We start from the raw sequence: 26,523 nt of genomic DNA on the forward strand, positions 1-26,523 counted from the left end.
CAAATCTGGCGGTCATGCTGAGCGAAGTCGAAGCATCTCTACCGCAGTAGTAATCCTAATCAAATGAGTTGGTTGCGCAGTAGAGATGCTTCGACTTCGCTCAGCATGACCGCCTTTTTACAACCAATCAAACCCCCTACTTCACCGGCGACGACACGCGCGGCGCGTCCGGGTCGTTTGGCCGGGGCTTGGCGGGCGGCGGGCCGGCGGGCTTGGCGGGCGGGGTAAAGGCTTTGGTTTGCACTGCTAAGCCTTCGGTCAGCGTTTCGGCGGGGTTCAGCACCAACTGCTCGCCGCCCTTCAGGCCCTGCGATACTTCAATCTGGTTGCCGAAATCGCGGGCGGTGGTGATGGGCTGGTAGTGGATTTTGCCGTCCTGCACCATGGCCACGCGGCTGTCGGTGCCGCCGGGCACCAGCGCGTTGGCGGGGATGATGACGCTGGGGGCGGTGCGCGGCAGGTAGAACTTCACCTGGGCGTAGGAGCCGGGACGCAGCTCGCCGCGCGGATTCGGCACCTGCACTTCGGTGAGCAGGGTGCGGGTGTTCGGGTCGAGAGCCCCGGCGTCGCGCACTACCTTGCCTTTGAAGGGTTTGCCCACAAACTCGGGTACCAGGTAATCGGCCGTCATACCGCTTTTGATGGCGGGGGCGAAGTTCTGCGGCACCTGCACGTAGGCGCGCAGCTTCTCGGTTTGCTCAATCTTGAACAGCTGCGAGCCGGGCGCGTTGCTGCTGCTCACGAGGCTGCCCACCTCCACGTTGCGCTGCGTGACGATGCCGCTGAACGGGGCCGTGATGCGGCGGAAACTCTGCTGGGCCAGCAACTGCTGCAACGCCGCCTGCTGCACCGAATACTGCGATTTGGCCACGTCCAACTCCTGCTTGGAGATGGCACCGGGCAGCGCCACGCCGGCCAGGCGGTTGTAGCTGGTTTTGGCCAGGCCGAGGTTGGCACGGGCCTGGGCTACCTGCTGGTCGAGCTCGGGCGTGGTCACTTCGGCCAGCACCTGCCCGGCGCGCACCTTCTGGCCAATGTCGGCGCTCCACGATTTCACGAAGCCATTGGCCTGGGCAAAGACGAAGGTTTCGCGCAGCGACTTGGTATCGGCGGGCAGCGTGACGGTAGTGGTATCGGGTGCGGCTTTGGCCGGAGCCACGGTCACGGTGGGGGCTTCGTTGGTAATGGCGCTGGCTTCGGCGTTGCGGGCTTTTTCCTGCTTGTGGCGAGGCATGTAGCCCAGCACGAACAGGCCGGCGAACACGGCAAGTACGATGAGGATAATCAGCCAGAACTGGCCGGAGGAGTTGGAATTTGACATAATGGGGTTTTGCGTGGGCAGTTACCGCAGAGGTTCGCAGAGGAAATCGCGGAGTTTCGCAGAGCTTGTCATCCGGGCTCAGCGGCAACCTCCGCGTACCTCTGCGGTAACTTCCCGCTTCGTTGCTAAGCAGTCTCCGCCTTCACCGGCGCAGGCTTCTTCAAATACGAGAACATAATCGGCACAAAAAACAAGGTCGTCACCGTAGCCAGCATGAGGCCGCCAATCACGGCACGGCCAAGCGGCGCGTTTTGCTCGCCGCCCTCGCCCATGCCCAACGACATGGGCAGCAGGCCGATAATCATGGCTAGCGCCGTCATCAGCACGGGGCGCAGGCGGGTGAAGCCGGCATCCAGCGCCGCATCGCGCGGGCTCAAATCGGGCTCTTCCTCGCGGCGCTCGTTGGCGAAGGTGACGAGCAGAATGGAGTTGGCCGTGGCCACGCCGATGCACATGATAGCACCCATCAGGGCCGGCACGCTGAGCGTGGTTTGCGTCACAAACAGCATCCACAGAATGCCGGCCAGCGCGCCCGGCAAGGCGGTGATGATGATGAGCGGGTCCATCCAGCTCTGGAAGTTTACCACCATCAGCAAGTACACCAGAATGATGGCCCCGGCCAGGCCCAGTCCCAGCCCGGCGAAGGACGTGCGCATGGAATCGACCTGACCGCGCAGGGCCAGCGTGGTGCCTTTGGGTAGCGTCTTTTCGGTATCGGCCAGGATTTTGCGAATGTCCTTGCTCACGCCGCCCAGGTCGCGGCCCGAAACGCTGGCGTACACATCCACGGTGCGCTGAATGTTGTAGTCCGACACCACGGCCAGCGCCTGCGTGCGGCGCACGGTGGCGAAGTTGCTCAGCAGCTGCGCCTGCTCCTGGCCCGCGCCGGTCACGCCAATGTTGCCGACTTCATCGAGGGTGGAGAGGGCGCGGGGCGGGGTTTGCACGGCCACGGTGTAGCTCACGCCGGTGGTGGGGTTCAGCCACTGGTTGGGGCTGGTTTGGGTGCTGCTGCTTAGGTTCACCAGCACGTTGTTGGCGATGTCGCGCTGCGAGAGGCCGGCTTCCTGGGCCCGCACGCGGTCGATGTCGAGGCGCAGCTGGGGCTGGTCGAAGGCCTGGTACACAAAGGCATCGACGAGGCCGGGAATCTTCGTGATTTTCTCCTTGATTTCGCCCGCAATGCGCTGGTTGGCCATTTTATCACGACCAATTACCTGAATATCAATCGGCGCGGGCAGGCCGAAGTTCAGGGTCTGGTTCACGATGTCGGCCGGCTGGAAGAAGATGGTCAGGTCCGGGTACTGCTTGTGCAGCTGGCGGCGGATTTCGTTGATGTACTCGCCGGTGGGGCCGTGCTCTTCCTTCATGCTCACCAGGATTTCGCCATCACCCGCCCCGATGGTCGGGTTGTCGCTCAGCAGCAGGTTGATGGGGATAACGGGCAGGCCGATGTTATCGAGCACGAGGTCCAGCTCATCGGCCGGAATCACCTCCCGAATCACCTTTTCTACCTGCCGGAAACGCACTTCCGTCTCCTCCACCCGCGTGCCGGTGGGCACCCGCACGTGCAGGCGCAGCTGGCCGGCATCCACGGTGGGGAAGAAGTTCTGGCCGATGAGCGGGAACAGCCCGAGCGAGCCGATGAACAGCACCGCGAAGGCCAGCACCACCTTCGGCCGGTTGTTCAGCGCCCAGGCCAGCGCCCCGCCGTACACGGCGCGAAACTTCTCAAACTGGTGCTCGAAGCCCTTGTGCAGCTTCCAGACCCAGGTTTGGGTGATGCCCTCGGCCGATTTGCGCTCGTCGTCGGTGATTTCGTCTTCGGCCTCTTCCTCGGGCGTGCCGCTGGGGTGGGCTTTCTCGAACTGCTCGCGGCGGATGCGCTCAAGGTCGCGCTCCACCTGGCTCACGGGCTGGCCGTTGCGTTGGTGCAGGCTGGGCAGGTCGGGCTCCTCCTGGGCGTGGTATATGGGCAACTCCTTGCGCAGCAGGTACATCACCAGCGTAGGCACCAGCGTCCGGCTCAGTATGTAGGAGGCCAGCATGGCAAAAATCACCGCCGTGGCCAGCGGCGCGAAGATGGCCGAGGCCACCCCGCCCAGAAAGAACACCGGCACAAACACGATGCAAATGGCCAGCGTGGCCACCAGCGCGGGCGTGGCAATCTGCTGAGCCCCATCGAGAATACTGCGCTTGAGCAGCTTTTTCATGCCCATGTTGCGGTGGATGTTCTCAATTTCCACCGTGGCGTCATCTACCAGAATGCCCACGGCCAGCGAGAGGCCGCCCAAGGTCATGATATTGAGCGTCTGCCCCAGAATATTCATCATGATGATGCTGACCAGAATACTCAGCGGAATACTCGTCGCAATAATCAGCGTGGAGCGCCAGGAACCCAGAAACAGCAAAATCATGAGCGCCGTGAGGGCCGCCGCGATGCAGGCTTCGATGATAACGCCCTTGATGCTGGCCCGCACGAAAAACGACTGGTCGAACAGCAGCTTGATGTTCAGGGCCGGGGGCGCGTTGGCCTGGATGTTGGGCAGCGCCTTCTTGATTTTGTCGATGATATCCAGCGTGCTGGCCGCGCCGCTTTTCAGAATCGGGATGATGGCGGTGCGGCGGCCGTTCTGGCGCACGATATTGGTTTGCACGGCCGCGCCCTCGTGCACAAAGGCAACGTCGCGGATGTAGGTGGTCGTGCCATTCACCGTCTTGATGGGCAGGTCGTTGAGCGTGGCAATGGCCTCGGGGCTGGAGTTCAGCTTCACGTCGTATTCCCGGTCGCCGATTTTGGCCGAGCCGGCCGGGATGATGAGGTTTTGGGCCAGCAGGGCCGTGACCACGTCGTTGCCGCTCAGGTTTTTGCCGGCCAGCTTATCGGGGTCGAGGTCGACCATGATTTGCTTGGGTTTGCCGCCGTTCGGTAGCAGCACCGAGGCGCCCTGCACCACCGCCAGCCCGGGCCGGATGAAGGCGTTGGCCGCGTCAAAAAGGTCCGACTCGCCCAGCGTTTCGGAGCTGAGGGAAGTTTGCGCAATCGGCACGTTGGAGGCCGAGTAGCGGATGATGAGCGGGGGCGTGATGCCGGTGGGCAGGGCCCGCAGCAGCGTCTGGGTGATGGCCGTGAGCTGGGCGACGCCGGCATCGGGGTTGGAGCCGGGCTGGAAAAACACCTTAATCAGGCCCACGCCCTTCAGGCTCTGGCTTTCCTGGTGCTCCACGTTGTTCACGGTGGTGGTGATGGCGCGCTCCACCGGCACGATGATGCGCTGGTTCATTTCCTCGGGCGAAATGCCCGAATAGCCCCACACCACGCCCACCACCGGAATTGGAATGTCGGGAAAAATGTCCACCGCCATCCGCTGAATGGTGAGGCCGCCGCCCACCAGAATTAGCAGCGCCATCACCACAAAAGTGTAGGGGCGCGCCAGCGCTAGTCTAACTATCCACATATGTTTGTTTTCTGCGTAGGCCAGGGCAGCGTTGCGGCTGCAAGGGCTCTTAACTCCCGCACACGGGTTTTTGTTAAGAACATAGCGCAAAATTAACCCCCTCCGGCCGTCAGGGGCGTTTTCATCGACGGGGAGGGGGTGTTTTATCGACGGGGGCAGCGCAATTCAGGACTGAGCATTCGCTACGCAACAGTCGTGCTTAACGCCGGTTTTGTTGGCAACGTTTGCTGCTGGTAGGAGAGGCGCAACAGACTGGGCAACACCACCAACAGCAGCGGCAGCGCCAGTAGCAGCCCCCCAATCACGGCAATGGCCAGCGGCTGGTGCAGCTGCGCGCCCGCCCCAATGCCGAGGGCCAGCGGCAGCAGCGCCGCGATGGCCGAGAGGGCCGTCATCAGCTTGGGCCGCAGGCGGGCCGCGATGGCGTAGCCCACGGCCTGCTCCACGGGCCGGCCCTCTTCCAGAATCTCGAAGAACTGCTGAAAGGTGAAGATGGCATTTTCACCGATGATGCCCACCACCATAATGAGGCCGGTGTAGGAGCCCACGTTCAGCGGGGTATCGGTGAGGAAAAGGGCCAGCGAGCCGCCGGCCGGCCCCAGCACGGCAATGAGCAGAATCAGGCCCGCCGCCTTCAAATCCCGAAACAGAAACAGCGCCACCGCGAACACCAGCAAGCACGCCGTGCCCAGAATGGTGAGCAGCTCCTGAAACGACTGCTGCTGCTCGGCATACGAGCCGCCGTACTGGATGAAGTAGCCGGGCGGCAGCGGCACGTCGCGCTCCAGCTTCTGGCGGATTTCGGCCATGGCGCCGCCCAGGTCACGGCCGTCGAGGCGGGCGGTGACGGCCGTCATGGCCTGCAGGTTTTCGCGCTCCAGCTCGGCCTCGCTGGGCGTGATGCGCACGGTGGCCAGCTCGTCGAGGCGGCGGCGCTGGCCGTTGGGCAGGAACACGGGCTCGGCGCGCATCTGGGCCAGGGTGGCCTGGGCGGCGTTGGGGTAGCGCATCCTAATGTTGAGGAGCTGCTCGCCTTCGAGTACGTTGCCGGCCGTGGTGCCGGCCAGCTGGGTTTGCAGCTGAGTCTGGAAATCGGTGGCAGTGAGGCCGTACTGCGCGAGGCGGCGCGGGTCGGGGCGCACGTCCACGCTCGGGCCCATGCGCACAATACCGTCGAACACGTCGGCGGTGCCGCTCACGCCTTCCACCACTTTGGTCACCTGTTCGGCCAGAGCGTAACGCTTGGTGGCATCGGGCCCGAAAACCTTGATTTCGATGGGCTGCACGGTGCTCATCAGGTCGCCGAGCATGTCGCCGATGACCTGGCCGAAGTCGATGGTGAGGGCCGGCTGGGTGGCTTCAATGCGCTCGCGGATGTCGGAAATGACTTCCTCGGTGGTGCGCTGGCGGTCGGTTTTCAGGCGGATGAGGTAGTCGCCGCGGTTGGGCTCGGTGATGAAAAAGCCCATTTGGGTGCCAGTGCGGCGCGAGTAGCTGGCTACCTCCGGCACCTTCACGATGAGCTTTTCGGCCTGGCGCAGCATGCGGTCGGTTTCCTCAATGCTGGTGCCGGCCGGCGAGTTGTAATCGAGCACGATGGCGCCTTCGTCCATGTCGGGCAAAAAGCCGGTAGCCAGGCGCGGAATGATGAGCACCATGCTGCCGATGAGCACCAGAATGCCAACGATGCTGTAGGCCGGGTGCCGGATGACGGCGCGCACCCAGGGGATTTCGTGGTGGGCGTTTTGTGAGCTGTTAGCTATCAGCTGCTGGCTGTTAGCTTTCCCATCCGGCACCGGTGGCTCATTGCGGAGGTCCTGCTCGTTGGAGGGGGGGCTAACAGCTGACAGCTTTGAGCTAGCAGCTTTTCTGGAGAGCAGCAGATAAATAACCGGCAGCCCCAGCCACGCCACCAGAAAAGAGCACACCAGCGCCACTACCATCGTAGTAGCCAACACTTTGAAATACGCCCCCGCCACGCCGCCCAGCAGCGCAAAGGGCAGGAAAATAACAATCGTACTCAGCGAAGAGCCGATGAGCGCGGGCAGCAGATGGCCCACCGAGCGGCGTACCACTTCGCCGGGCGTGGCGCCGGGGTGTTCTTCGCCCACGCGGTGCAACTGCTCCACCATCACCACGGCGTCGTCAATCATCAGGCCGATGGCGGCGGCGATGGCCCCCAGCGTCATAATATTAAAGGAGTAGCCGAGGCCGAAATACAGCACCGCAATGGTGAGCGCCAGCGCCACCGGAATGGCCCCGAGGATAGTCATCGTGGCGCGGAAGGAGCGCAGAAACAGCGCCGTGACTATCAGAGCCAGCGCCAGGCCAATCCAGAGTGCGTCCTGCACCGAGCGCACCACTTCGGCCACGAAATCGGCCTGGTCATAATACGGCGCCATGCGTACGCCGCGCGGCAGGCCCGATTTTAAGGCGGCTACTTTGGCCTTGACGCCATCCGACACCTGCACCACGTTGGCATCGGGCTGGCGGAGGATGGAGATGAGGACGGCGTCGGAACCGTTGGCGTTGATGCGGGTGTACTCGGGCTGCTCGCCCAGGCTGACGGTGGCCACGTCGGCGAGGCGCACGATGCGGCGCCCGTCGTTGCGGAGCACCAGGTTTTCGAGGTCCTCCTTCTGAACGATAGTGGCGTCCGTCACGGTCAGGTAGAGTCGGCGGTAGTCGCTCAGGTAGCCGTTGCTCTGCACGAAGTTGGTGGCGGTGAGGGCCTTCGTGATATCATCCGGCCCGAGGGCGAGGGCGGCCAGCTGGTCGGGCAGCAGCTGAATCTGATATTCCTTCGTGCGCCCGCCCTGGATGGCCACCGACGACACGCCCTCAACCTGCGAGAGGAAGGGCTTGATGGTGTAGAGCGCCAGCTTGCGCAACTCCAGCGCCGAGCGGCCCGGCGCTTCGAGCGTGTAGCCCATCACCGGCAGAATGGCCGGGTTCATGCGCTCAACCGAGATGTTGACGGTGGGGGGGAGGTCGGCCCGAATCTGGTTCAGACGCGACTCGATGAGCGTCTGGCTGGTGGCTACGTTCACACCCCAATCCAGAAAGGCCGAGATTTCGCAGCTGCCGCGGCTGGTGGTGCTGCGCAACAGTTTCAGGCCCGGCACCCGCTTCATGGCGTCTTCCATGGGCTTGGTCACGGTCACCATCATGCGGTCGACCGGCTCTAGCCCGTTCTCGGCAATCACCTTCACCTTCGGAAAAGTCACCTCCGGAAACAGGGCCACGTTGATGCGCCGGTAAGCCACCGTGCCCAGCGCCAGGGCTAGCGCCAAGAGCACCGCAATGGGCGCTTTGTAGGCTTGGAAAACGGAGGGACGGTTGGGCATTGATTTAGGATTCAATTAATCTGGAACGGTCATGCTGAACGCAGTCGAAGCATCTCTAGCGCAGGAGTAATCATATCGATTGAATTGCATTGCGCGGTAGAGATGCTTCGGCTGCGCTCAGCATGACGTTCTCATTCGGTTGCTTCAACGGTTACTCCTTCTCCGCCGCCGGCCGGGTCACCTTCACGGCGGCCGTGTCGTCCAGCCCGAAGTTGCCGCTGAGCAGAATCATGTCGCGGGGGTTGAAGCTGGGGGTTTTGATTTCGATGTGGTCCTTCTCCTGCGCGCCCACCGTCACGGGGACTTTTATGGCCGTGGAGTCATTCACCAGCTTCATCACCCAAAACTCGGTCTGGGTTTCATCCGTGAGCACTGCCCCGCGCGGGAGCGTGCGGGCCAGGTGCGGGGCGGTTTTATCGAGCTCAACCTGCACGGCCAGGTTTTCGGGCAGGTCCGGCACCGGGCCGGTGGGCCGGATGGTGTAGCGCTGAGTCTGAATGCTGACGTCGGCGGTGGCCAGCACCTCGGCCACCCGGCCGGGCAGTACGCGGCCATCGGGCAGGATGATGCGGCAACGCTGGCCGGTGTGCACGTAGCGCAGCTGGGTCACGGGCACGTCGAGGATGAAGCCGAAGCGGCTGCGGTCGTAGGTGAGGCCGAGCTGCTCGCCGTCCTGCACATAGTCGCCGGCCAGCTTGTCCACGGTGGCCAGGATGCCGGCGCGGGCCGATTTTATCTGAATGATGCCGCTGAATTTAAGGCGAGGGTCGCCGGTGAGTTTATCTAAGTGCAGCGTTTTCGATTCCTTGGTTTGGATGGTGAACACTGTTTGGCCGGCGCGCACCTGCTGGCCCACCACGGGCGTGGGCGCCAGCACGTAGCCGGTGGTGGTGGCGCGCAGCGCATCTTTGGCCGCATAGGCCGACACGGCGCTCAGCCGCAGCACGTCGGTCAGGGTATCAATCTGGATAGTGCCGACGGTGACGAGGGCCCTGGGTTTCACGGCTGCTTCCTCTTCGCCATCGGCGGGCGCGGCGGCCTCGTCGGCGGCGGCCGGGTCTTTTGAACCGCAGGCGCTGAGGCCGGCGAAGGTGAGGAGGAAGAGAAGGCGGCGTGGGAGATTCATCAGGAGTAGGGGCGGGGCCTGCCCCCGCCCGTCGTTGAACGGTAACTGTTGAGACTTACACCGGCCGGTGTGAATGGCGGGCGCTAATTATTGGAGCGCAAAACAAGCGGCCCGAACGGCGGGCGGGGGCAGACCCCGCCCCTACACTTTTTTACTGCTCGGCGAGGTAATCGAGTGCAAAACGGCTACGCAGTTGGTCCGTCTGGGCCTGGGTTAAACTAAACTGTAACGTTCGGTAGCTGGTCACCAGATTCAGGTAGTCCAGAATGGCCACGTCGCCCGTAGCCAGCTGCTGCCGGGCGGCGCCCACCAGCGCCTCCGCCACCCGCAGCTGCTCCCGGATGCGCCCCAGCAACGCATCAGAGGCCCGAATGAGCCCTTCCAGCTGCTCGTACTGCTGCTGCCGCTGCACCGTGAGGAACTGCCGGTAGCCGCGCCGGCTCTGCTCGCTCAGCTCCAGGCGCTGGTATTGCAGCTGGCGCTGGTGGCCGTCGAAAATGGGAATGCCCAGCTGCAGGCCGCCCCCAATGCCCACGCTGTGGGCCAGCGCCACGGGCAGGTACGACGACGATTGCAGGCCCGCATCCACCACGGCGCTGAGCTTGGGGCGGTAGTAGGCATCCACGGCGCGGCGGTCGAGGAGCAGGCGCAGGCTGTCGAGGGTGTACTGGCGTTGGGCGGGGGCCAGCAGGCCGGCCAGTGGGCGGTGCGTGGGCGGGGTGGGGGCTTCGATGCTCACCAGCGCCGTATCGGCCACGCCGGCCAGGGCGCGCAGGGTGCCCAGCTCGCGGCGGTAGGCCAGGCGGTTCTGCTCCACGGTCACCTCCTGGGTGCGCACCGAGAGGTAGAAGCTCAGGTATTGCGTTTGCTTGAAAATGCCGCCATTCACCAGCTTGCGCAGCATCTGGTCTTGCTGGCGCAGCTGGGCGAGCAGCGTGCGGCTGAAGCTGAGTTGCGTTTCGGCGGCGTAGGCGGTCAGGAACTGGTCGGTGATGTTGCGCCGCAAATCCAGCGCCGACAAGCGGCCGGTGTTGCGCAGCACCTGGCCCTGGCTGGCCAGAATCTGGTAGTCGTTCTGCAGCTGAAAGCGGTTGAGGATGGGCTTGCTGGCCTGGGCAATGGCGGCGTAGTTGCCGCCGTTGGAAATGGCGTTGTCGTAGCCCAGCACGCTCTCGCCCCGGCTGTTGGTGATGCTCGGATAGTACAGCGCCGAACCGATACCGGCCACCTGCACGCCGTTCTGGCGGGCCCGCACGAGGCTGTCGATGCGGTTCTGGGCCACCTGGTTCACGGTTTCGCGCAGCAGCGGGCTGTTCTGGCGGGCCATCAGCAGGAACTCGTCGAGGCGGCGCGGGCTGACTGGCAGCGCGGCCACGGCCGGCAGCGGCGCGAGTACGGCCGGAGCCGGCACCGCCTGCGCGCGGGCGGCCCCGGAGCCGGCCAGCAGCGCGGTGCCCACGGCCAGGCCGGCAATCAGACCAGGGAAGCGAGTAATCAAGACGCGGAGAACGATGGTAAGCGTCACAAAGCTGCGGGAGGATTCTGAAGAAAATCAGGCCGGAGCGGCGGGAGCGGCCCGCCCGGCCGGTAGGCATACGCGGCCGGAGCCAGAAAGTCTTCAACCTTTTGTGCGTCCTTCGCGGCTGGCCGCCTTGCAATGGCCCCACTGTTCATGAAAATTCTGCTTGTTGAAGACGAAGCCGCCCTGCGCACGGCCCTGGCCGGCTCGCTGCGCCAAAACGGCTACGTGGTAGACGAAGCCGCGGGCTTCGCCCAGGCCCACGAAAAAATCGAGCTCTATAAGTACGACTGCGTGCTGCTCGACCTCACGCTGCCCGATGGTTCGGGCCTGGATTTGCTGCGCGCCCTCAAGGCCGAGGGTTCGGCGGCCGGCGTGCTCATCATCACGGCCCGCGACGCGCTCGACGACAAAATTGCCGGCCTCGACCTCGGGGCCGACGACTACCTCATTAAGCCTTTCCACCTTTCCGAGCTCAACGCCCGGGTGCGGGCCATCATCCGCCGCCGCCAGTTCAACGGCCAGCAGCAAATCACCTTCCGCGACCTGCTGGTGCTGCCCGAGCTGGCCGAGGTGCACGTGCGCGGCGAACTCCTCGTCCTCACCAAAAAGGAATACGACCTGCTGCTCTACCTGCTGGCCAACCCCGGCCGCGTACTCACCAAAGAGGCCATTGCCGAGCACCTCTGCGGCGATGCCGTGGATGCCGCCGACTCGTTCGACTTCATCTACACGCACCTGAAAAACCTGCGCAAAAAGCTGCAGGAAAAGGGCGTCGAAAACTACATCCGGACGATGTACGGCGTGGGCTACAAGCTGAGCCACGAGTAAACGGATGCGGCTGAAACAAAAGCGGCGCCTGGGCGCTAGTACTACTGCCCGCGCCCCTCGCTTCGCCACTTTTGCCGCATGAACCTGCTCACCGCTACCACCCGCTACTACCTGCTGCTGGCCCTGTTCCTGTTTGTCGGTGGCAGCCTGGGGCTGTACCACGGCATCAACTGGGCCCTGCGCACGGAAGTGGGCGAGCAGCTGGCCGACCGCCGGCGCGAGCTGCTGGCCAAAGCCCAGGCCAACGAGCTGCCGTCGGTGAGCCAGCTGGCCATCCTGCTCGACATCAGCCGCACCCCGCGCCCGCTGGGCTTCCGCGACACGGTGCTGCTCGACCGCACCGAAAACGAAATGGTGCCGCACCGGCAGCTCACGTTTCCGCTCGTGGTGCGCGGCGAAGGGCCGGTGTGGGTGTCGCTGCGCAAGTCGCTGGTTGAAACCGAAGACCTGCTGGGCGTAGTGCTGGCCGTGATGGTGGCCGTGCTGGCCCTGCTGCTGGCCGGCATGGTGGGGCTGAACCGCTGGCTCTCGGCCCGGCTGTGGGCCCCGTTCCGGCACACGCTGGCGGCGTTGCGCGGCTACAACCTGCAGCAGCACCAGCCGCTGGCGCTGCCCGCGCCCGCCGTGGCCGAGTTTGCCGAGCTCAACCAGGCCCTCAACGGCTTCAGCCAGCGCTTAGTGGCCGACTACCAGAGTCTGCGCGAATTCACCGCCAACGCCGCCCACGAAACCCAGACGCCGCTGGCCATCATGCAGGCCCAGCTGGAGCAGCTGCTGCAAGTGCCCGCCCTGGCCGAAGACCCGGCCGCCGCCCCGCTCGTGGCCGACCTCTACCGCGGCACGCTGCGCCTCTCGCGCCTGCACCAGGCCCTGAGCCTGCTCAGCAAAATCGAGAACCGGCAGTTTGCCGAGGCCCAGCCCGTGCGCCTCGACGAGCTGCTGACCGAGCGCATGGCCCAGCTCGAACCGCTGTTCGACGCCCGCGAGCTGCGCTACGGCCTCGACATTGCCCAGGCCCCTGTGGTGGTGCTGATGCACCCCGGCCTGGCCGATTCGCTGCTGCAAAACCTGCTGCAAAACGCCGTGCGCCACAACGTGCGCGGCGGTGCACTGATGGCAACCCTCACCCGCCACGAGCTGAAAGTGAGCAATACCGGCCCCGCCACCCCCGGCGACCCGGCCCGGTTCTTCGAGCGTTTCCGCAAGCACAACGCCGCCTCCGACTCACCGGGCCTGGGCCTGAGCATCGTGCAGCAAATCTGCGCGCACTACGGCTTTGGCCTTAGCTATAAGCTAACCGAGCATGGCACCCGCCACACCTTGCGCGTGACGCTGCCGGCCGCAGTTGGCACGGCGGCCCCGGCCGTTCTCTCGGCTTCAGATTGACTCCGGAAAGCGCACAAATTGACCACAGAATGCAGCCGTAGGTTTGGGCTGATACCCACCAAACTCCGCCTTCATCGCATGAAAACCCTCCTGACAACCCTCGCCGTCGCCGCGCTGCTGGCCCCCGCCGCCCACGCCCAGAAACTCGCCGCCGCCAAAGTGCCGGCTGCCGCCGCTGCTGCTTTCCGGCAGCATTTTCCCGGCGTGAAATCGGTGAAATGGGAAAAAGAAGGTGCCGATTACGAAGCCGAGTTCGTGCAGGGCAAGGCCGAAATGTCGGCCGTCATCACCGCCGCCGGCGTGCTCAAGGAAACCGAAACCGAAATGCCCGTGGCCCAGCTGCCCGCGCCCGTGCAGAAGGCCTTGGCCACGTACTACAAAGCCGCTAAAGTGACGGAAGCCGCGAAAATCGTGACGGCCGCTACCGGAGCCACCACCTACGAGGCCGAAATCAGCCAGGCCGGCCAGCACCGCGACGTATTGTTCCGCGCCGACGGCACCGAAGTGAAGCCGTAGTACCCAGCCCACCAAAAAAAGAGCTCATCCGGACAGCCTGGCGCTGAATTTGACGTATGAGAAGCGGCCCCGGAGGGATTCTTCGGGGCCGCTTCTCGTATGGTGTTTTCTGTGAATTGTTTACGCGCCGCCCGGCTGGCGCTGGCGGCGGGCCTGCTGCTGGCTGCCCGCGCCCAGGCCCAGCAGCCGGCCGGCAACGACGGCTTCCGCCGCCGCAACGGCCAAATGGAAGTCATCCGCAACGGCCAGCCCTACGCCATGACGCGCGACGCCCACTTGCCCACCGGTGCCACCGTCACCAAAGACGGCTTTGTAGTGAGCGCCACCGGCCAGCGCACCGAGCTGCGCGAGGGCCAAGGCTGCGACCTGCGCGGCCGCCCCGTGCCCGTGCTGGCGGGCCCCACCGGCGCGCTGGCCCTGGCCCGCCCGGGCGCGGCGGCCGGTCCGGCGCGGGCCGTGCCCGCCAACACGCTGCTGGAGCAGGTTTTTGGGCGCGACGACGACGGCAACGGCTTCTTCAAGTTCAAAAAGGCCAAAAAGCACCACGGCAAGGGCAAAGGTCACGGCCGTTGGAAAGACGACTAGCCGCCGCGCCGCCTGTCGTAGTTGCTTACCCCTGATTATTATATGGTTCACCTTTTCCTCGCTGCTCCTTTCCCTGATACCGCCCGCGCCGCGCAGTTTGCCGCCGTGCGCGCGTCTCTTGAAGCCGACACCGCCACCGAGTCGCTGCTGCTGGGCAACCTGGTGCTTGAGGACGGGGCCGCGCCGCTCGATGCCGTGGTGGTGCGTCCGCACGGCATCACGCTGCTGGTGCTGGTGCCGCGCGGCGGCGCGCTGGGCATTCCGGCGCTGGGCTACGGCGGCTGGCAGCTGAACGGCGAGCCGCTGGCTGGCGGCGAGGATTTCGATAACCCCTTCGAGCAGTTCCGGCAGCAGAAAGCCACGCTGGCCGCCTGGCTGCGCCCGCGCTTCACCCCCGCCCAGGCCAACCTGCAGTTCATCAGCGGGGTGGTGGTGTTTGAAGCCCCGCTCACCTTTGGCCCCGACGTGGAGGCCGCCCTGAACGAGGCCCCCGCCGGCTTCCAGCTGCTGGCTGGCCCCGCCGATTTGCCGCGCCGACTGCGCCAGCTGGCTACCCCCGAAATCGACCTCACCGCCGCCGACCTTGCCGAATGGGCCGCCGAGCTCAACGACTTCGCCGCTACCGCACCGCCCGCCCCAACTGCGGCCCCCGCTACCGGCCTGGCCGCCGACACGCCAGAAGCTGTGGCGGCCGCCGCCGGTAGCTTCCTCGGCGGCAAGGCCCGCGCCCTCTGGGGTTGGCTGGGGGCTAACGACGTGCCCGACGACGACGTGCCCTACGGCGCGGCGGCCGCCCTCATGGCCAGCAACGAAGAAAAAAAGCATCTCGAGCAGCTCCGCCAGCAAATGCAGGCCGACGTGCAGGCCCAGCTGCAAGCCCTCGAAACCCGCGAAGCCGAGCGTGAGCGCAGCATTGCCCAGCTCCGCGCCGAACTGGCCCAGGCCCCGCCCGTAGCCGCCGAAGCTACCGCCCTCGTGTCGCGCCTCGGGGCGGAAACCCGCGAGAAAGCCGCCCTCGAAGCGGAGATGGAAGCCTCCAAAGCCGAGCTCGCCGCCCGCAATCAGGAGCTCGATGCCAAGATTCAGCAGCTGAGCCAGCTCATCGGGCAGCTCAGCGCCGTGCCCGTAGCGCCAACGCCCGCCGCCCCGGCCCCAGCGCCCGCGCGGGAAGCTGCCGCCGAAGCACCCGAGCCAACCGCAACAGCAGCAGCTGCCTCGCCGGTGGCCGCAATAGCTCCCCCGGTAGCGCCGGCCGTGGTAGAGGCTTTCGCAACTCCGCTCGCGGCCGCGCCCACTATACCGGAAACGACCGCGGCGGCACCCGCGCCAGCAGTGGCGACGAAGCAGGACCAGCCGGTGCCAGCTGCTGCTACCTCCAGCGCCCCCTTAGCCGCGCCGGCACCGAACAGGGCGGTGGCCCTCGAAGCCCTGTTCCCAACCCCGGTGGCGGCGGCAACGCCAGCCGCGCCAGTAGCGGCGTCCGCCCCAACTTCCGGGCGTAGCGCTGCAAACCCGGCCGAACCCGCCGCGACCAGTGCGGAACAGCCTGCGACTGGCGCACCCACCGCCCCGCCAGTCGCGGAGCACCTGCGGGCGTTTGGCGCGCGCGCCCAAGCGGCCGGCGCGGCGGCCGTGCCGCACCTGCAAAAGCTAGCGGCGGCGGCCCGCGCCCGTCCCCGCGTGTTGCTGGGCGCGGCTGGCGCGGTGGTATTGCTATTGGTGGTGTGGCTATTTTCCCACCGCACCAGCATCGCGCCGGTGCCCTACCAGGAAAACGGCCGCTGGGGCTACGCCAATGCCAGCGGCGAGCCAGTCATCAAAGCGCAGTTCGCCTCGGCCGCGCCGTTTGAGGGCGGACAGGCGGTAGTGGAAAAGGACGGCGCATTCGGGCTGGTGGATGAGGCTGGCAAACAAGTAGTAGGCGCGGCCTACGATGCCATCAATCCCTACCGCGGCGGCTACGCCCGGGTGCGGGTAGGGGAGGCCTATACTTTTCTAGAAGAAGGCGGCCAGGAATTTGACCACTACTTCTTCAACGCCCTCGACTTTGCCGAGGGCCACGCCGCCGTGCTCGACCACCGCGGCTGGTTCTACATCAACGGCCCCGAGGTGCCCGAGAAGCCGGTCATTTTCAAGGAAGCCTATTCCTTCGTCGATGGCCTGGCCCGCGTGCGCCTGCCCGACGGCTACACCTTCATCACCCCCGACTACCTCGCCGACCCGGCCAGCGGCACCAAGCCCTTCGGCCGCTACCAGCTGGCCGCCGATTTCAGCAACGGCAAAGCCCGCGTGACGCAAAACGGCCGCAGCTTCCTGATTGATAAGGACGGCGAGGAAGTGAAGTAGACTGCCGGGCAGTGGCAGCGGTCGGCTTACCAAACCAAGCCCGACAGTGCGCGTAAGTTCAGGTAGCTGCCCAATGCTGCTGCCGTGGCTTCATCGAAACCTCAAGTCATTGCCCGTAGCATTGGCCCATCATCCGTTCACCAACCCCCAACCTTCGCGCATGCCCACTCCCGACCCCCGGCGTCTCGCCAATCAAATTGCCCTTGTCACCGGGGCCAGCTCCGGCATTGGCGTGGCCGTAGCGGTGGCGCTGGCCGCGCACGGTGCGTCCGTAGTGGTGAACTACGGCCACGACGAAGAAGGAGCCAAGGCGACCGTTGCCACCATTGAGGCGGCCGGCGGCACGGCCCTGGCCATCAAGGCCGACGTGAGCAAAGAAGACGAGGTGCAGGCCATGTTCAAACAGACCATCGAGCGGTTTGGCACCGTGCACATTGTGGTAGCAAATGCTGGTTTGCAAGTTGATGCAAAATTCGTCGACATGACCCTGGCGCAATGGCAGAAGGTGATTGACGTGAACCTGACCGGCCAGTTCCTGTGCCTGCGCGAAGGGGCCCGCGAATTCATCCGGCGCGGCGAGCAGCCCGAGATTTCCCGGGCCACCGGCAAGCTCATTTGCATGAGTTCGGTGCACGAAGTCATTCCGTGGGCCGGCCACGTGAACTATGCGGCCAGCAAGGGCGGCATCATGCAGCTGATGAAAAGCACCGCCCAGGAGCTGGCCCCGCACAAAATCCGGGTCAACAGCATTGCGCCCGGCGCCATTGCCACGCCCATCAACCTCTCGGCCCGCGACACGCCCGAGGAGGAAAAGGCCCTGCTCACACTCATTCCCTACAACCGCGTGGGCGACCCCGCTGACATCGGCAACCTCGCCGCCTGGCTCGCCTCAGATGAGGCCGACTACATCACCGGCCAAACCATTTTCATGGACGGTGGCATGACGCTCTACCCCGGCTTCGCCGACAACGGGTGATGAAGTGTTGAGGGTTGAGTTTTGAATGTTGAGTTAGCCGTTGTGCGCCTTTCAAAACGCAACTCAAAACTCAACATTTAAAACTCAACCCTTAAAGAATGAACCCCGAACAAACCCGCCTCCAGGAAGCCAAGGACGGCACCAAGTCTTGGCGCAAATTCGGCCCTTACGTGGCCGAGCGCCAGTGGGGCACCGTGCGCGAAGACTACTCGGCCAACGGCGACGCCTGGAACTTCACCACCCACGACCAGGCCCGCAGCCGCGCCTACCGCTGGGGTGAGGAAGCTCTGGCCGGCTTCTGCGACGACCAGCAGCTGCTCTGCTTCGGCCTGGGCCTCTGGAACGGGCAGGATGCCATCCTGAAGGAGCGTTTTTTCGGTTTGAGCGGCACCGAGGGCAACCACGGCGAGGACGTGAAGGAAGTGTACTACTACCTCGATGCCACGCCCACGCATTCCTACCAGCGCATGCTGTACAAGTACCCGCAGCACGCTTTTCCGTACGAGTGGCTGGTGAAGGAAAATGCCCGTCGCGACCGCATGAAGCCCGAATTCGAGCTAATGGACACGGCCATTTTCCACGAAAGCCGCTACTTCGACGTGTTCGTGGAATTTGCCAAGGCCGATGCCGAGGACGTGCTCATCCAACTCACCATCGTGAACCGTGGGCCCGACGATACCACGCTGCACCTGCTGCCGCAGCTCTGGTTTCGCAACACCTGGGCCTGGGGCAACGACCCGTATCGGCCCGAACTTTCGACCACGCCCGACGGCCACCTGCACGCCGACCATCAGGACTTGGGCCAATTCGTGCTCTACTGCGACGAAGCCCTGCCCGGCACCAAGCCCGCGCTGCTGTTCTGCGAAAACGCCACCAACAACGGCCGCCTCTACCACGCGCCTTCGGATGAGCAGTTCTTCAAGGATGGCATCAACGACTACCTCGTGCAGGGCCAGGCCGGCGCTGTGAACCCCGCCCAAACCGGCACCAAAGCCGCCGCCCACTATGAGCTGGCCATCGCCCCCGGCGCCACCCGCGTGGTGCGCCTGCGCCTGGCCGCCCCGGGCCTCGAAACTCCCTTCGCCGACTTCGACCAGACCCTGAAGCTGCGCCTGACCGAGGCCGACCAGTTCTACCACGAGCTGCAGGCCGAAATCACCGATGCCGACGCCCGCAACGTGCAGCGCCAAGCCTTCGCGGGCATGCTCTGGTGCAAGCAGTACTACTACTACGATGTGCCGCAGTGGCTGGCCGGCGACCCCAAGTTGCCGCCCCCGCCGCCGGAGCGCCTCGACGGCCGCAACGGCACCGGCTGGCAGCACCTGAACAATCAGCACATCATCTCGATGCCCGATACCTGGGAATACCCCTGGTACGCGGCCTGGGACCTGGCCTTCCACTGCCTGCCTCTGGCCCGGCTCGACCCCGAATTTGCCAAGGAGCAGCTCCTGCTGCTATGCCGCGACTGGTACATGCACCCCAACGGCCAGCTGCCGGCCTACGAGTGGAAGCTGAGCGACGTGAACCCGCCCGTGCACGCCTACGCCACCTGGCGGGTCTACAAAATCGACCAGAAAGCCCGCGGCGGCCACGGCGACGTGCATTTTCTGGAAACCATTTTCCACCGCCTGCTCCTGAATTTTACGTGGTGGGTGAACCGCAAGGACCGCGACGGCCGCAACATTTTCGAGGGCGGTTTCCTGGGGTTGGATAATATTGGCGTGTTCGACCGCTCGGCCCCGCTGCCCTACGGCGGCTACCTTGAGCAGGCCGACGGCACCGCCTGGGTAGCCATGTATGCCCTGAACATGATGCGCATCGCGCTGGAGCTCAGCAAGACCAATACCGTGTACCAAGATTTGGCCAGCAAGTTCTTCGAGCACTTCCTCTACATCGCCGAGGCGATGACCAACGTGGGCAACGAGCACATGGACCTCTGGGACGACGAGGACGAGTTCTACTACGACGCCCTGAACACGCCCGACCGCGGCCACGAGCTGCTGAAAGTGCGCAGCCTGGTGGGCCTGATTCCGCTGTTTGCCGTGGAGGTGATTGACGAGGATACGCTGAAAACGGCCCCGCAGTTTCTGGCCCGCATGAACTGGTTTCTGGACAACCGGCCGAAGCTGGCGGCGCTGGTGTCTCGCTGGCAGGAGCCCGGCAAGGGTGCCCGCCACCTGCTCTCGCTGCTGCGCGGCCACCGCGTGAAGCGCCTGTTGGCCCGTATGCTGGACGAGGCCGAATTTCTCTCGCCTTACGGCGTGCGCAGCCTCTCGCGCTACCACCTGGCCCACCCGTTCATCTTCCGGGGTACCGAAACCCAGTTCACCGTGAACTACGAGCCGGCCGAGTCGCAAACCACGCTGTTCGGCGGCAACAGCAACTGGCGCGGCCCCGTCTGGATGCCCATGAACTTCCTGCTCATCGAGTCGCTGCAACGTTTCCACCACTATTACGGCGACGATTTCAAAGTCGAATATCCCACCAACTCCGGCCAAACCGTGACGTTGCTCGAAGTGGCCGATGCCCTCACCAAGCGCCTCACCCAACTCTTCCTACGCGATGCCGAAACCGGCCGCCGCGCCTGCTTCGGCGACGACAAGCAGCTGCAGAACGACCCCAACTTCCGCGACTACCTCTGGTTCCACGAGTATTTCCACGGCGACAACGGCCACGGCCTCGGTGCCAGCCACCAAACCGGCTGGACGGGCCTGATTGCCAAGCTGCTCCAGCCGCGGGTAGGGGAGTAACCGGTTGTCATGCAGAGCGCAGCGAAGCATCTCGCGTGCCGCCACTAATTCAATATTCCAACGATTGCGAGCGAGATGCTTCGCTGCGCTCTGCATGACGTTCTGATTATGTCCATTCCTCTTCCCTGGCTCGATGCCACCACGCCCATCCACGACGGCATGGTGCACTGGCCCGACAACGCCCCCGTCCACGTCAAAAAAACGCTGAGCATTGCCACCGGCGCGGCCGCCAACGTCACCGAAGTGTCGATGAGCGCCCACACCGGCACCCACGTCGATGCCCCGCTGCATTTCACCGCCAACGCCGGCGACAGCACCACCATCGACCTGGCCCGCCTGATGGGCGCAGCCCGCGTGGTAGGCATCACCGACCCGCGCAGCATCAGCCTGGCCGAGGTGGAAAAGCTCGAAATCGAGCCTGGCGCACGCTTGCTCTTCCGCACCCGTATTTCCGACCACGAGTGGAGCACGATGCCTTTTCAGCCCGATTTCGTGGCCCTTGATGCCGACGCGGCCCGCCACCTGCGCGACCGCGGCGTAGTGTGCGTGGGGGTTGATTACCTGTCGGTTGGCAAGGCCGATACCCACCACACGCTGCTCGACGCGGGCATCTGCGTTATTGAAGGGCTGGCCCTGCAGCACATTGTGCCGGGCGAGTACGAAATGCTGTGCCTGCCCCTGAAAATCGTGGACAGTGACGGCGCACCGGCCCGGGTGCTGCTACGGCCGTTATAAGATGCGTAGGGTGCGGGGCTTGCCCCCGCCCGTCGTCGAACGGTTCTCCCTTAACTTATTCTCACGACGGGCGGGGGCAAGCCCGCACCCTACTCCGTTTTGTGGGCAAGCAGGAGGGCCTCAGAGACGTACATAATTTTGGCATTCGGTGATTTAATCGTTGTTTTTTAGGGAGAGCCGGCTGGCCAACGTCGGCGGGGCCGGGCGCGCGGCAGGGTTCATTTGGGCGGGGTGTAGTTGTGAGGTAAGCGTAAGGCCCAACCGTTGAAGAAGATGAAAAACGTCTTTTTCAAACGATTGTGGCCTTTTTTTAACTGACATTTTCTTCACCTTTGGGCCGTTGCTCCGTGGCTTGTTCCGGTTTGCGCGGGTTCATCGGCCGGTGAACGTTGCTTGAGTCGGACAGGGGAGGAGCGGCAAGCGCTGTTCATTCTCAACCTAACCCCACCCATGAAAATAAACATTACTCCTCCGGCTGGCCGGTGGCGAAACCGTGTGGCCGCACTGCTCAGTTTCGGCCTGCTTTTTACCCTGCTGCCCGCCCGCTCCTGGGCCCAGTGCAACCAGCTCGTCTGGGGCGATGAGTTCAATACCGCCGCCCTCGACACCACCAAGTGGAAAGTGGTAGTGGGCGACGGCTGCCCCACGCTCTGCGGCTTCGGCAACGCTGAGCTGCAAAATTACCGCGCCCAGAACCTGGCCGTAACCGGTGGCAACCTGATTATCAACACCAAATTGGAAACCACCACCGCACCCAGCGGCAACACCTACCAATACAGCTCGGGCAAAATCGAGTCGAAAGTAGCCGGCCTGGGCAAGCTCCAGACCTTCAAGTACGGGCGCATTGAGGCGCGCATGCAGTTGCCCTCGGCCGGTGGCATCTGGCCGGCGTTCTGGATGCTGGCCGACCCCAGCAACTGGCCCTACACCGGCGAAATCGACATTATGGAAGCCAAGCACAAGAACCCGAACTCGGTGACGGGCACAGCTATTGGCGACGCGGGCGGCGGCAACCCATACTTCGCCAGCCGCACCTATTCGGCGGGCGTGGATTTGTCGACCGGCTTCCACGTCTACGCCCTCGAATGGGGCCCCGACGTGCTGCGCTTTTACGTGGACGGCAACCTGTATAACACCGTGACGCCGCAAACGGCCGCCGGCGCGTTTCCCTTCAACGACAACCAGTTCTATCTGATTCTCAACGCGGCGGTGGGCGGCCCGGGCTCGGGCTACACCGGCTACATTCAGCCCACGCCCGGCGACTACCCCACCCAGACGCTGGTGGATTACGTGCGGATTTACAAGGGTACCTACAACTACGCCGTGCTCGGCGACGGGGCCGTGTACCAGAACGAGCAGTACAAAAACTACCGCATCGATGCCATTGCCGGGGCCACCTACGCGTGGTCGGTTCCGGCCGGTGCCACCATTGTGAGCGGCCAGGGCACCAACTCCATTTCGGTGAACTACGGCACCAGCGCCGGCAACGTGGCCGTGACCGTCACCACCTCGGGCTGCACCACCAACACCTACTCCAAAGCCGTGACCATGAGCCCAGCCCTGAACCTGGAAAAGGTGTACGAGGACTTCCAGTCCAACCGCTTCCTGATTTATGGCACCCGCACCGGCGTGCTCACGCAGGCCGTGGCTAACCCTGCTTCGGCTGCGCCCAATACCTCGACGGCGGTGGGCAAATACGTGCGCAATGCCTCCGAAACCTACGACGTGCTGTACGTGCAGGGCCTCACCGTAGGCAATGCCAATGACTTCGCGCAGGGCCGCAAGAAGGTATACGTCGACGTGTACTCGACTGCGCCAGTGGGCAGCCGCGTCACGATGCAGTTCGAAAACGGGGCCGTGACGACTTCGACCAACTTCCCGATGGGCCGGCACAGCGCTTACAAGGCCTTCACCACCAAGCAAAACGCCTGGGAAACGCTGGAATTCGACTACGAGAAAACCATTGATGCGGGCACCAACATCTTCGCCATCAACAACGTGGCCTTTCTGTTCGAGCCGGGCCTGAATTCGGCCAATACCTTCTACTTCGACAACGTGCGGGTGTATGCCCAGCCAGCGCCGCCGGTGGTGGCGACGGACGTTCTGGAGAATTACGACGGCACCAGCCGCATCAGCTACGACGCGGCCATCACCAACGGCACCTATACGGCCAACTTCGCCAACCCTTCGGCTACGGGTGTAAACACCTCGGCCAAAGTAGCTAAGTACGTGCGCAACAGCACCCAGACCTACGACGTGCTGTTTTTCAATGCCGGCCCTCCCGGTACGGTCATCACCGACGCCGGCAAGTTCAAGGGCCAGACCTACCAGCTGCAGCTTGACCTCTACACCGACGCGCCGGTGGGCACCACGGTGCGCATCACGCTGCAAAACAAGACGGCCGCCGCGCCCACGGGCAGCTACCCGGCCGGCCGCAACAGCACCTACCTGGCCGTAACCACCGCCCAGAATGCCTGGCAAACCCTCACGCTGAGCTTCGACACCGCGCCCGACGCCGGCACCTCCAACCTGGCCATCGACCAGCTCGCCGTGCTTTTCAACGGCAACACCAACACCGGCAATACCTATTACCTCGATAATATCAAGGTCATCAAGCATGTGGCCGACCCAACGTACACCGCCGGGACACTCTTTGAGGACTACGAAACCGTTCACAACGTGAGCTACGTGACGGCCAACGGCACCTACCTCGCCACCCAGAACAACCCCGCCGCCGCTGGCATCAACACCTCGGCCCACGTGGCCAAGTACACCCGCAACAGCACGCAGACTTATGACGCCCTGACCCTTGCCACCGCCGCCGTGAAGGACGGCGCGCTGTATAAATCAGGCGACAAGGTATTTGCGATGGATGTGTACACCGCCGCGCCGGTGGGCACCGTGATTTCGTGGCAGTTGGAGAGCAGCGTAGCCTCGCAGCCAAGTAATTACCCGGCGGGCCGCCACAGCATCTACCAGGCCGTGGTGAAGCAGTCCAACGCCTGGCAAACTCTGCAATTCACCTACGCCAGCACGCCCGACGGCAGCACCACCGAAGCCAGCGTCGACCGACTGGTGTTCCTGTTCGCGCCCAACTCCAGCACGGGCGACGTGTACTACTTCGACAACCTGCGCAGCCTGAGCAAAACCGGCACCGCGCCCACCAACGTGGCCCCAACGGTAAGCTTGACTTCGCCCACCAACGGCGCTACTTACACCACGCCCGCTAGCATCAGCCTGACGGCCAACGCCGCTGACTCCGACGGTACGGTGTCGAAAGTGGAGTTCTTTAACGGCGCTACGCTGCTGGGCACCAGCACCGCCAGCCCCTACAGCTACACTTGGACGGGCGTGGCCGCCGGCACCTACTCGCTCACCGCCAAAGCCACCGACAACAGCGGCGCGGCCACTACCTCGGCCGCTGTGAGCGTGACGGTGAATGCCGCCCCGACCGCGCAGGCCATTCCTGGCAAGATTGAAGCCGAGAGCTTTACGGCGCAGTCGGGCACGCAAACCGAAACCACCACCGACACCGGCGGTGGCCTGAACGTGGACTACTTCGAAACCGGCGACTGGCTTGATTACTCCGTGAATGTGGCCACGGCTGGCAGCTACACCGTGGGCTTCCGGGTAGCCAGCGCCAACGGCGGCGCTACGCTGCAGCTGCGCAACAGCGGCGGCACGGTGCTGGGCAGCATCAATGTGGGCAACACCGGCGGCTGGCAGTCCTGGCAGACCATCAATGCCACCGTTACTCTGCCCGCTGGCGTGCAAACCTTGCGCCTCTACGCCTCGGCCTCCACCGGCTGCAACGTCAACTACCTCACCTTTACCGCGCCCAGCAATGTGGCCCCAACGGTCAGCCTGACTTCGCCCACCAACGGCACCACGTCCACGGCCCCGGCCAGCATCACCATCAGCGCCAACGCGGCGGACTCCGACGGCACGGTGTCGAAAGTAGATTTCTACAACGGCACCACGCTCCTGAATTCCGACACCAGCAGCCCGTATAGCTACATCTGGACGGGCGTAGCCGCCGGCACCTACTCCATCACGGCCAAAGCCACCGACAACGCCGGAGCCGTGACCACCTCGGCCGCCGTCAGCATTACGGTGAATGCCGCCCCCGCTGGCCAGGCCATTCCCGGCACCATTGAAGCGGAAAGCTACTCGGCCATGCTCGGCATCCAGACTGAAACCACCACTGACACCGGCGGCGGCCTGAACGTGGGCTACATCGACGCCGGCGACTACCTCGACTACGCCGTGAACGTAGCCACGGCCGGTACCTACACTGTGGGCTTCCGCGTAGCCAGCGCCACCGGCGGCGGGCAGTTGGAGCTGCGCAACAGCGCAGGCACCGCGCTGGGCAGCGTGGCCGTAGGCAACACCGGCGGCTGGCAGACCTGGACGACCGTGAACACCACCGTGACCCTGGCAGCCGGCGCCCAAACATTGCGGGTGTACGCCCCCACGGCCGGCTCCAACCTCAATTGGCTGTCCTTCACGGCGGCGGGCAACACTCCGCCCACCGTCAGCCTGACCTCGCCCAGCAACGGCACCAGTTTCACCGCGCCGGCCAGCATCACCATCAGCGCCAACGCCGCCGATGCCAATGGCACCGTGAGCTCCGTCGCCTTCTACAACGGCACCACCTTGCTGAACACCGACACCAGCGCCCCCTACAGCTACACCTGGACGGGAGTAGCCTCCGGCACTTACTCCCTCACCGCCAAAGCCACCGACAACGCCGGCGCCGTGACGACTTCGACTGCCGTAAGTGTAACCGTGAGCGCCGCCCCGGCCGGCACCTACTGCGCCACCACTACCGATTTCAGCTATGGTGCGGTGAGCAGCGGCGGCAACGTCACCTTCACGTTCCACCCGCTCGGCGCTACGGCCGGCGGCACGCTGGCCATCCTATACCTGCGCAACGGCACCACCGGCACCTACCCCGGCTACACGATGACCAAAAACGGGGCCGGTGATTTCACCTACACCCTGGCGCTGGCTTCCGGCACGCTCACCAACCTGTACTTCACCTACCAGGTAGGAGCGGGCGGTCCCGAGCGCAACAACTCGGCCACGCCCTTCACCTACACGGCGGGCCAGTCGTGCAACGTGGCCCGTGCCCTGGCTGCTACTCCGGCCGCTGGCGTGGTAGCCGGTGCGGTATACCCCAACCCGGTTAGCAGCCAGCTCACCGTCGAGCTGCGCGGTAGCGCCGCGCACACCCTCACGCTGCGCGATTTGCGCGGGGCGCTGGTGCGCGAAATCAAGGTCGAAGCCGGCCGTGCCAGCACCAGCATCGACCTGAGCAAGCTGGCCGGCGGCGTGTACTTGCTCACCATCCGCAGCGCCGACGGCACGAAAGTCCGGAAAATCATGAAAGAATAACACCCCGGAAAACGTCCTGTTGAGCCCGATTGAAGTGCCGCAGCTGCCGAAGAAATTCATTCGCTGCAACGAAGCAGCCGTGGCTTCAACAAACTCAGCAGGACGACTTTCTGCTTTTTAAGCGCCGCCTGTTAGCGGCCTGCCGCCCCGCGGGGCAGTGCAAATTCAGCCGTCGGTATCTGCTTTCCACGCAGGCGCTGGCGGCTGATTTGTTTGGGCCGATTCAGGAA

14 protein-coding genes are annotated in these 26,523 nt (G+C 64.4%); 9 read left to right on the forward strand and 5 right to left on the reverse strand.

Translation table 11 applies throughout. The annotated features are described in order from the left end of the window. Window positions 1–136: 136 nt before the first annotated feature. The 5 genes from MON38_RS06915 to MON38_RS06935 all read right to left on the reverse strand — a co-directional run bounded on the left by MON38_RS06915 (window position 137) and on the right by MON38_RS06935 (window position 10,750). Window positions 137–1,321, reverse strand: a complete 1,185-nt coding sequence (locus MON38_RS06915) for an efflux RND transporter periplasmic adaptor subunit (RefSeq protein ID WP_241935427.1) — start codon at window positions 1,319–1,321, stop codon at window positions 137–139. 125 nt (window positions 1,322–1,446) lie between these two features. Beyond that, entirely contained in the window at window positions 1,447–4,779 is a 3,333-nt protein-coding gene (locus MON38_RS06920; protein ID WP_241935428.1) for an efflux RND transporter permease subunit, read from the reverse strand. A 182-nt stretch (window positions 4,780–4,961) separates the two neighbouring features. Next, window positions 4,962–8,126, reverse strand: a complete 3,165-nt coding sequence (locus tag MON38_RS06925) for an efflux RND transporter permease subunit (protein WP_241935429.1) — start codon at window positions 8,124–8,126, stop codon at window positions 4,962–4,964. Between the two features lie 151 nt (window positions 8,127–8,277). Beyond that, entirely contained in the window at window positions 8,278–9,252 is a 975-nt protein-coding gene (locus MON38_RS06930; RefSeq protein WP_241935430.1) for an efflux RND transporter periplasmic adaptor subunit, read from the reverse strand. A gap of 151 nt (window positions 9,253–9,403) precedes the next feature. Beyond that, on the reverse strand, window positions 9,404–10,750 hold the full coding sequence (locus MON38_RS06935) for a TolC family protein (protein WP_241935431.1): 1,347 nt from the start codon (window positions 10,748–10,750) through the stop codon (window positions 9,404–9,406). A gap of 174 nt (window positions 10,751–10,924) precedes the next feature. Between MON38_RS06935 and MON38_RS06940 the strand changes: the two genes are divergently transcribed. The 9 genes from MON38_RS06940 to MON38_RS06980 all read left to right on the forward strand — a co-directional run bounded on the left by MON38_RS06940 (window position 10,925) and on the right by MON38_RS06980 (window position 26,293). Then, window positions 10,925–11,602, forward strand: a complete 678-nt coding sequence (locus MON38_RS06940; RefSeq protein ID WP_241935432.1) for a response regulator transcription factor — start codon at window positions 10,925–10,927, stop codon at window positions 11,600–11,602. A gap of 78 nt (window positions 11,603–11,680) precedes the next feature. After that, on the forward strand, window positions 11,681–12,988 hold the full coding sequence (locus tag MON38_RS06945) for a sensor histidine kinase (RefSeq protein ID WP_241935433.1): 1,308 nt from the start codon (window positions 11,681–11,683) through the stop codon (window positions 12,986–12,988). A gap of 78 nt (window positions 12,989–13,066) precedes the next feature. Continuing rightward, window positions 13,067–13,504: a PepSY-like domain-containing protein gene (locus MON38_RS06950; RefSeq protein ID WP_241935434.1), complete on the forward strand. Its 438-nt coding sequence runs from the start codon at window positions 13,067–13,069 to the stop codon at window positions 13,502–13,504. Window positions 13,505–13,615: 111 nt separating this feature from the next. Beyond that, window positions 13,616–14,089 carry a DUF6799 domain-containing protein gene (locus tag MON38_RS06955; protein ID WP_241935435.1) on the forward strand — a complete coding sequence of 158 codons (474 nt, stop codon included), beginning with the start codon at window positions 13,616–13,618 and terminating at the stop codon, window positions 14,087–14,089. A gap of 42 nt (window positions 14,090–14,131) precedes the next feature. Beyond that, window positions 14,132–16,435, forward strand: coding sequence for a WG repeat-containing protein (locus tag MON38_RS06960; protein WP_241935436.1), 2,304 nt, complete (start codon window positions 14,132–14,134; stop codon window positions 16,433–16,435). Window positions 16,436–16,595: 160 nt separating this feature from the next. Further along, on the forward strand, window positions 16,596–17,411 hold the full coding sequence (locus MON38_RS06965; RefSeq protein WP_241935437.1) for an SDR family oxidoreductase: 816 nt from the start codon (window positions 16,596–16,598) through the stop codon (window positions 17,409–17,411). 98 nt (window positions 17,412–17,509) lie between these two features. Further along, on the forward strand, window positions 17,510–20,161 hold the full coding sequence (locus tag MON38_RS06970; RefSeq protein ID WP_241935438.1) for an MGH1-like glycoside hydrolase domain-containing protein: 2,652 nt from the start codon (window positions 17,510–17,512) through the stop codon (window positions 20,159–20,161). Window positions 20,162–20,269: 108 nt separating this feature from the next. Beyond that, window positions 20,270–20,896, forward strand: coding sequence for a cyclase family protein (locus tag MON38_RS06975; protein WP_241935439.1), 627 nt, complete (start codon window positions 20,270–20,272; stop codon window positions 20,894–20,896). Between the two features lie 450 nt (window positions 20,897–21,346). Next, window positions 21,347–26,293 (forward strand): carbohydrate-binding protein, encoded by a 4,947-nt coding sequence (locus MON38_RS06980; protein ID WP_241935440.1) that lies wholly within the window; start codon window positions 21,347–21,349, stop codon window positions 26,291–26,293. The last annotated feature ends 230 nt before the right edge of the window (window positions 26,294–26,523 follow it).

Origin of the sequence: Hymenobacter cyanobacteriorum, assembly GCF_022631375.1 — a bacterium.
Classification (GTDB): domain Bacteria; phylum Bacteroidota; class Bacteroidia; order Cytophagales; family Hymenobacteraceae; genus Hymenobacter; species Hymenobacter cyanobacteriorum.

Bases quoted from the DNA above. Each gene is read 5' to 3' on its own strand.
- MON38_RS06915 (WP_241935427.1), bottom strand. From the start codon at position 1,321: ATGTCAAATTCCAACTCCTCCGGCCAGTTCTGGCTGATTATCCTCATC.
- MON38_RS06970 (WP_241935438.1), top strand. From the start codon at position 17,510: ATGAACCCCGAACAAACCCGCCTCCAGGAAGCCAAGGACGGCACCAAG.
- MON38_RS06960 (WP_241935436.1), top strand. From the start codon at position 14,132: ATGGTTCACCTTTTCCTCGCTGCTCCTTTCCCTGATACCGCCCGCGCC.
- MON38_RS06980 (WP_241935440.1), top strand. From the start codon at position 21,347: ATGAAAATAAACATTACTCCTCCGGCTGGCCGGTGGCGAAACCGTGTG.
- MON38_RS06975 (WP_241935439.1), top strand. From the start codon at position 20,270: ATGTCCATTCCTCTTCCCTGGCTCGATGCCACCACGCCCATCCACGAC.
- MON38_RS06945 (WP_241935433.1), top strand. From the start codon at position 11,681: ATGAACCTGCTCACCGCTACCACCCGCTACTACCTGCTGCTGGCCCTG.
- MON38_RS06920 (WP_241935428.1), bottom strand. From the start codon at position 4,779: ATGTGGATAGTTAGACTAGCGCTGGCGCGCCCCTACACTTTTGTGGTG.
- MON38_RS06950 (WP_241935434.1), top strand. From the start codon at position 13,067: ATGAAAACCCTCCTGACAACCCTCGCCGTCGCCGCGCTGCTGGCCCCC.
- MON38_RS06965 (WP_241935437.1), top strand. From the start codon at position 16,596: ATGCCCACTCCCGACCCCCGGCGTCTCGCCAATCAAATTGCCCTTGTC.
- MON38_RS06940 (WP_241935432.1), top strand. From the start codon at position 10,925: ATGAAAATTCTGCTTGTTGAAGACGAAGCCGCCCTGCGCACGGCCCTG.
- MON38_RS06925 (WP_241935429.1), bottom strand. From the start codon at position 8,126: ATGCCCAACCGTCCCTCCGTTTTCCAAGCCTACAAAGCGCCCATTGCG.
- MON38_RS06930 (WP_241935430.1), bottom strand. From the start codon at position 9,252: ATGAATCTCCCACGCCGCCTTCTCTTCCTCCTCACCTTCGCCGGCCTC.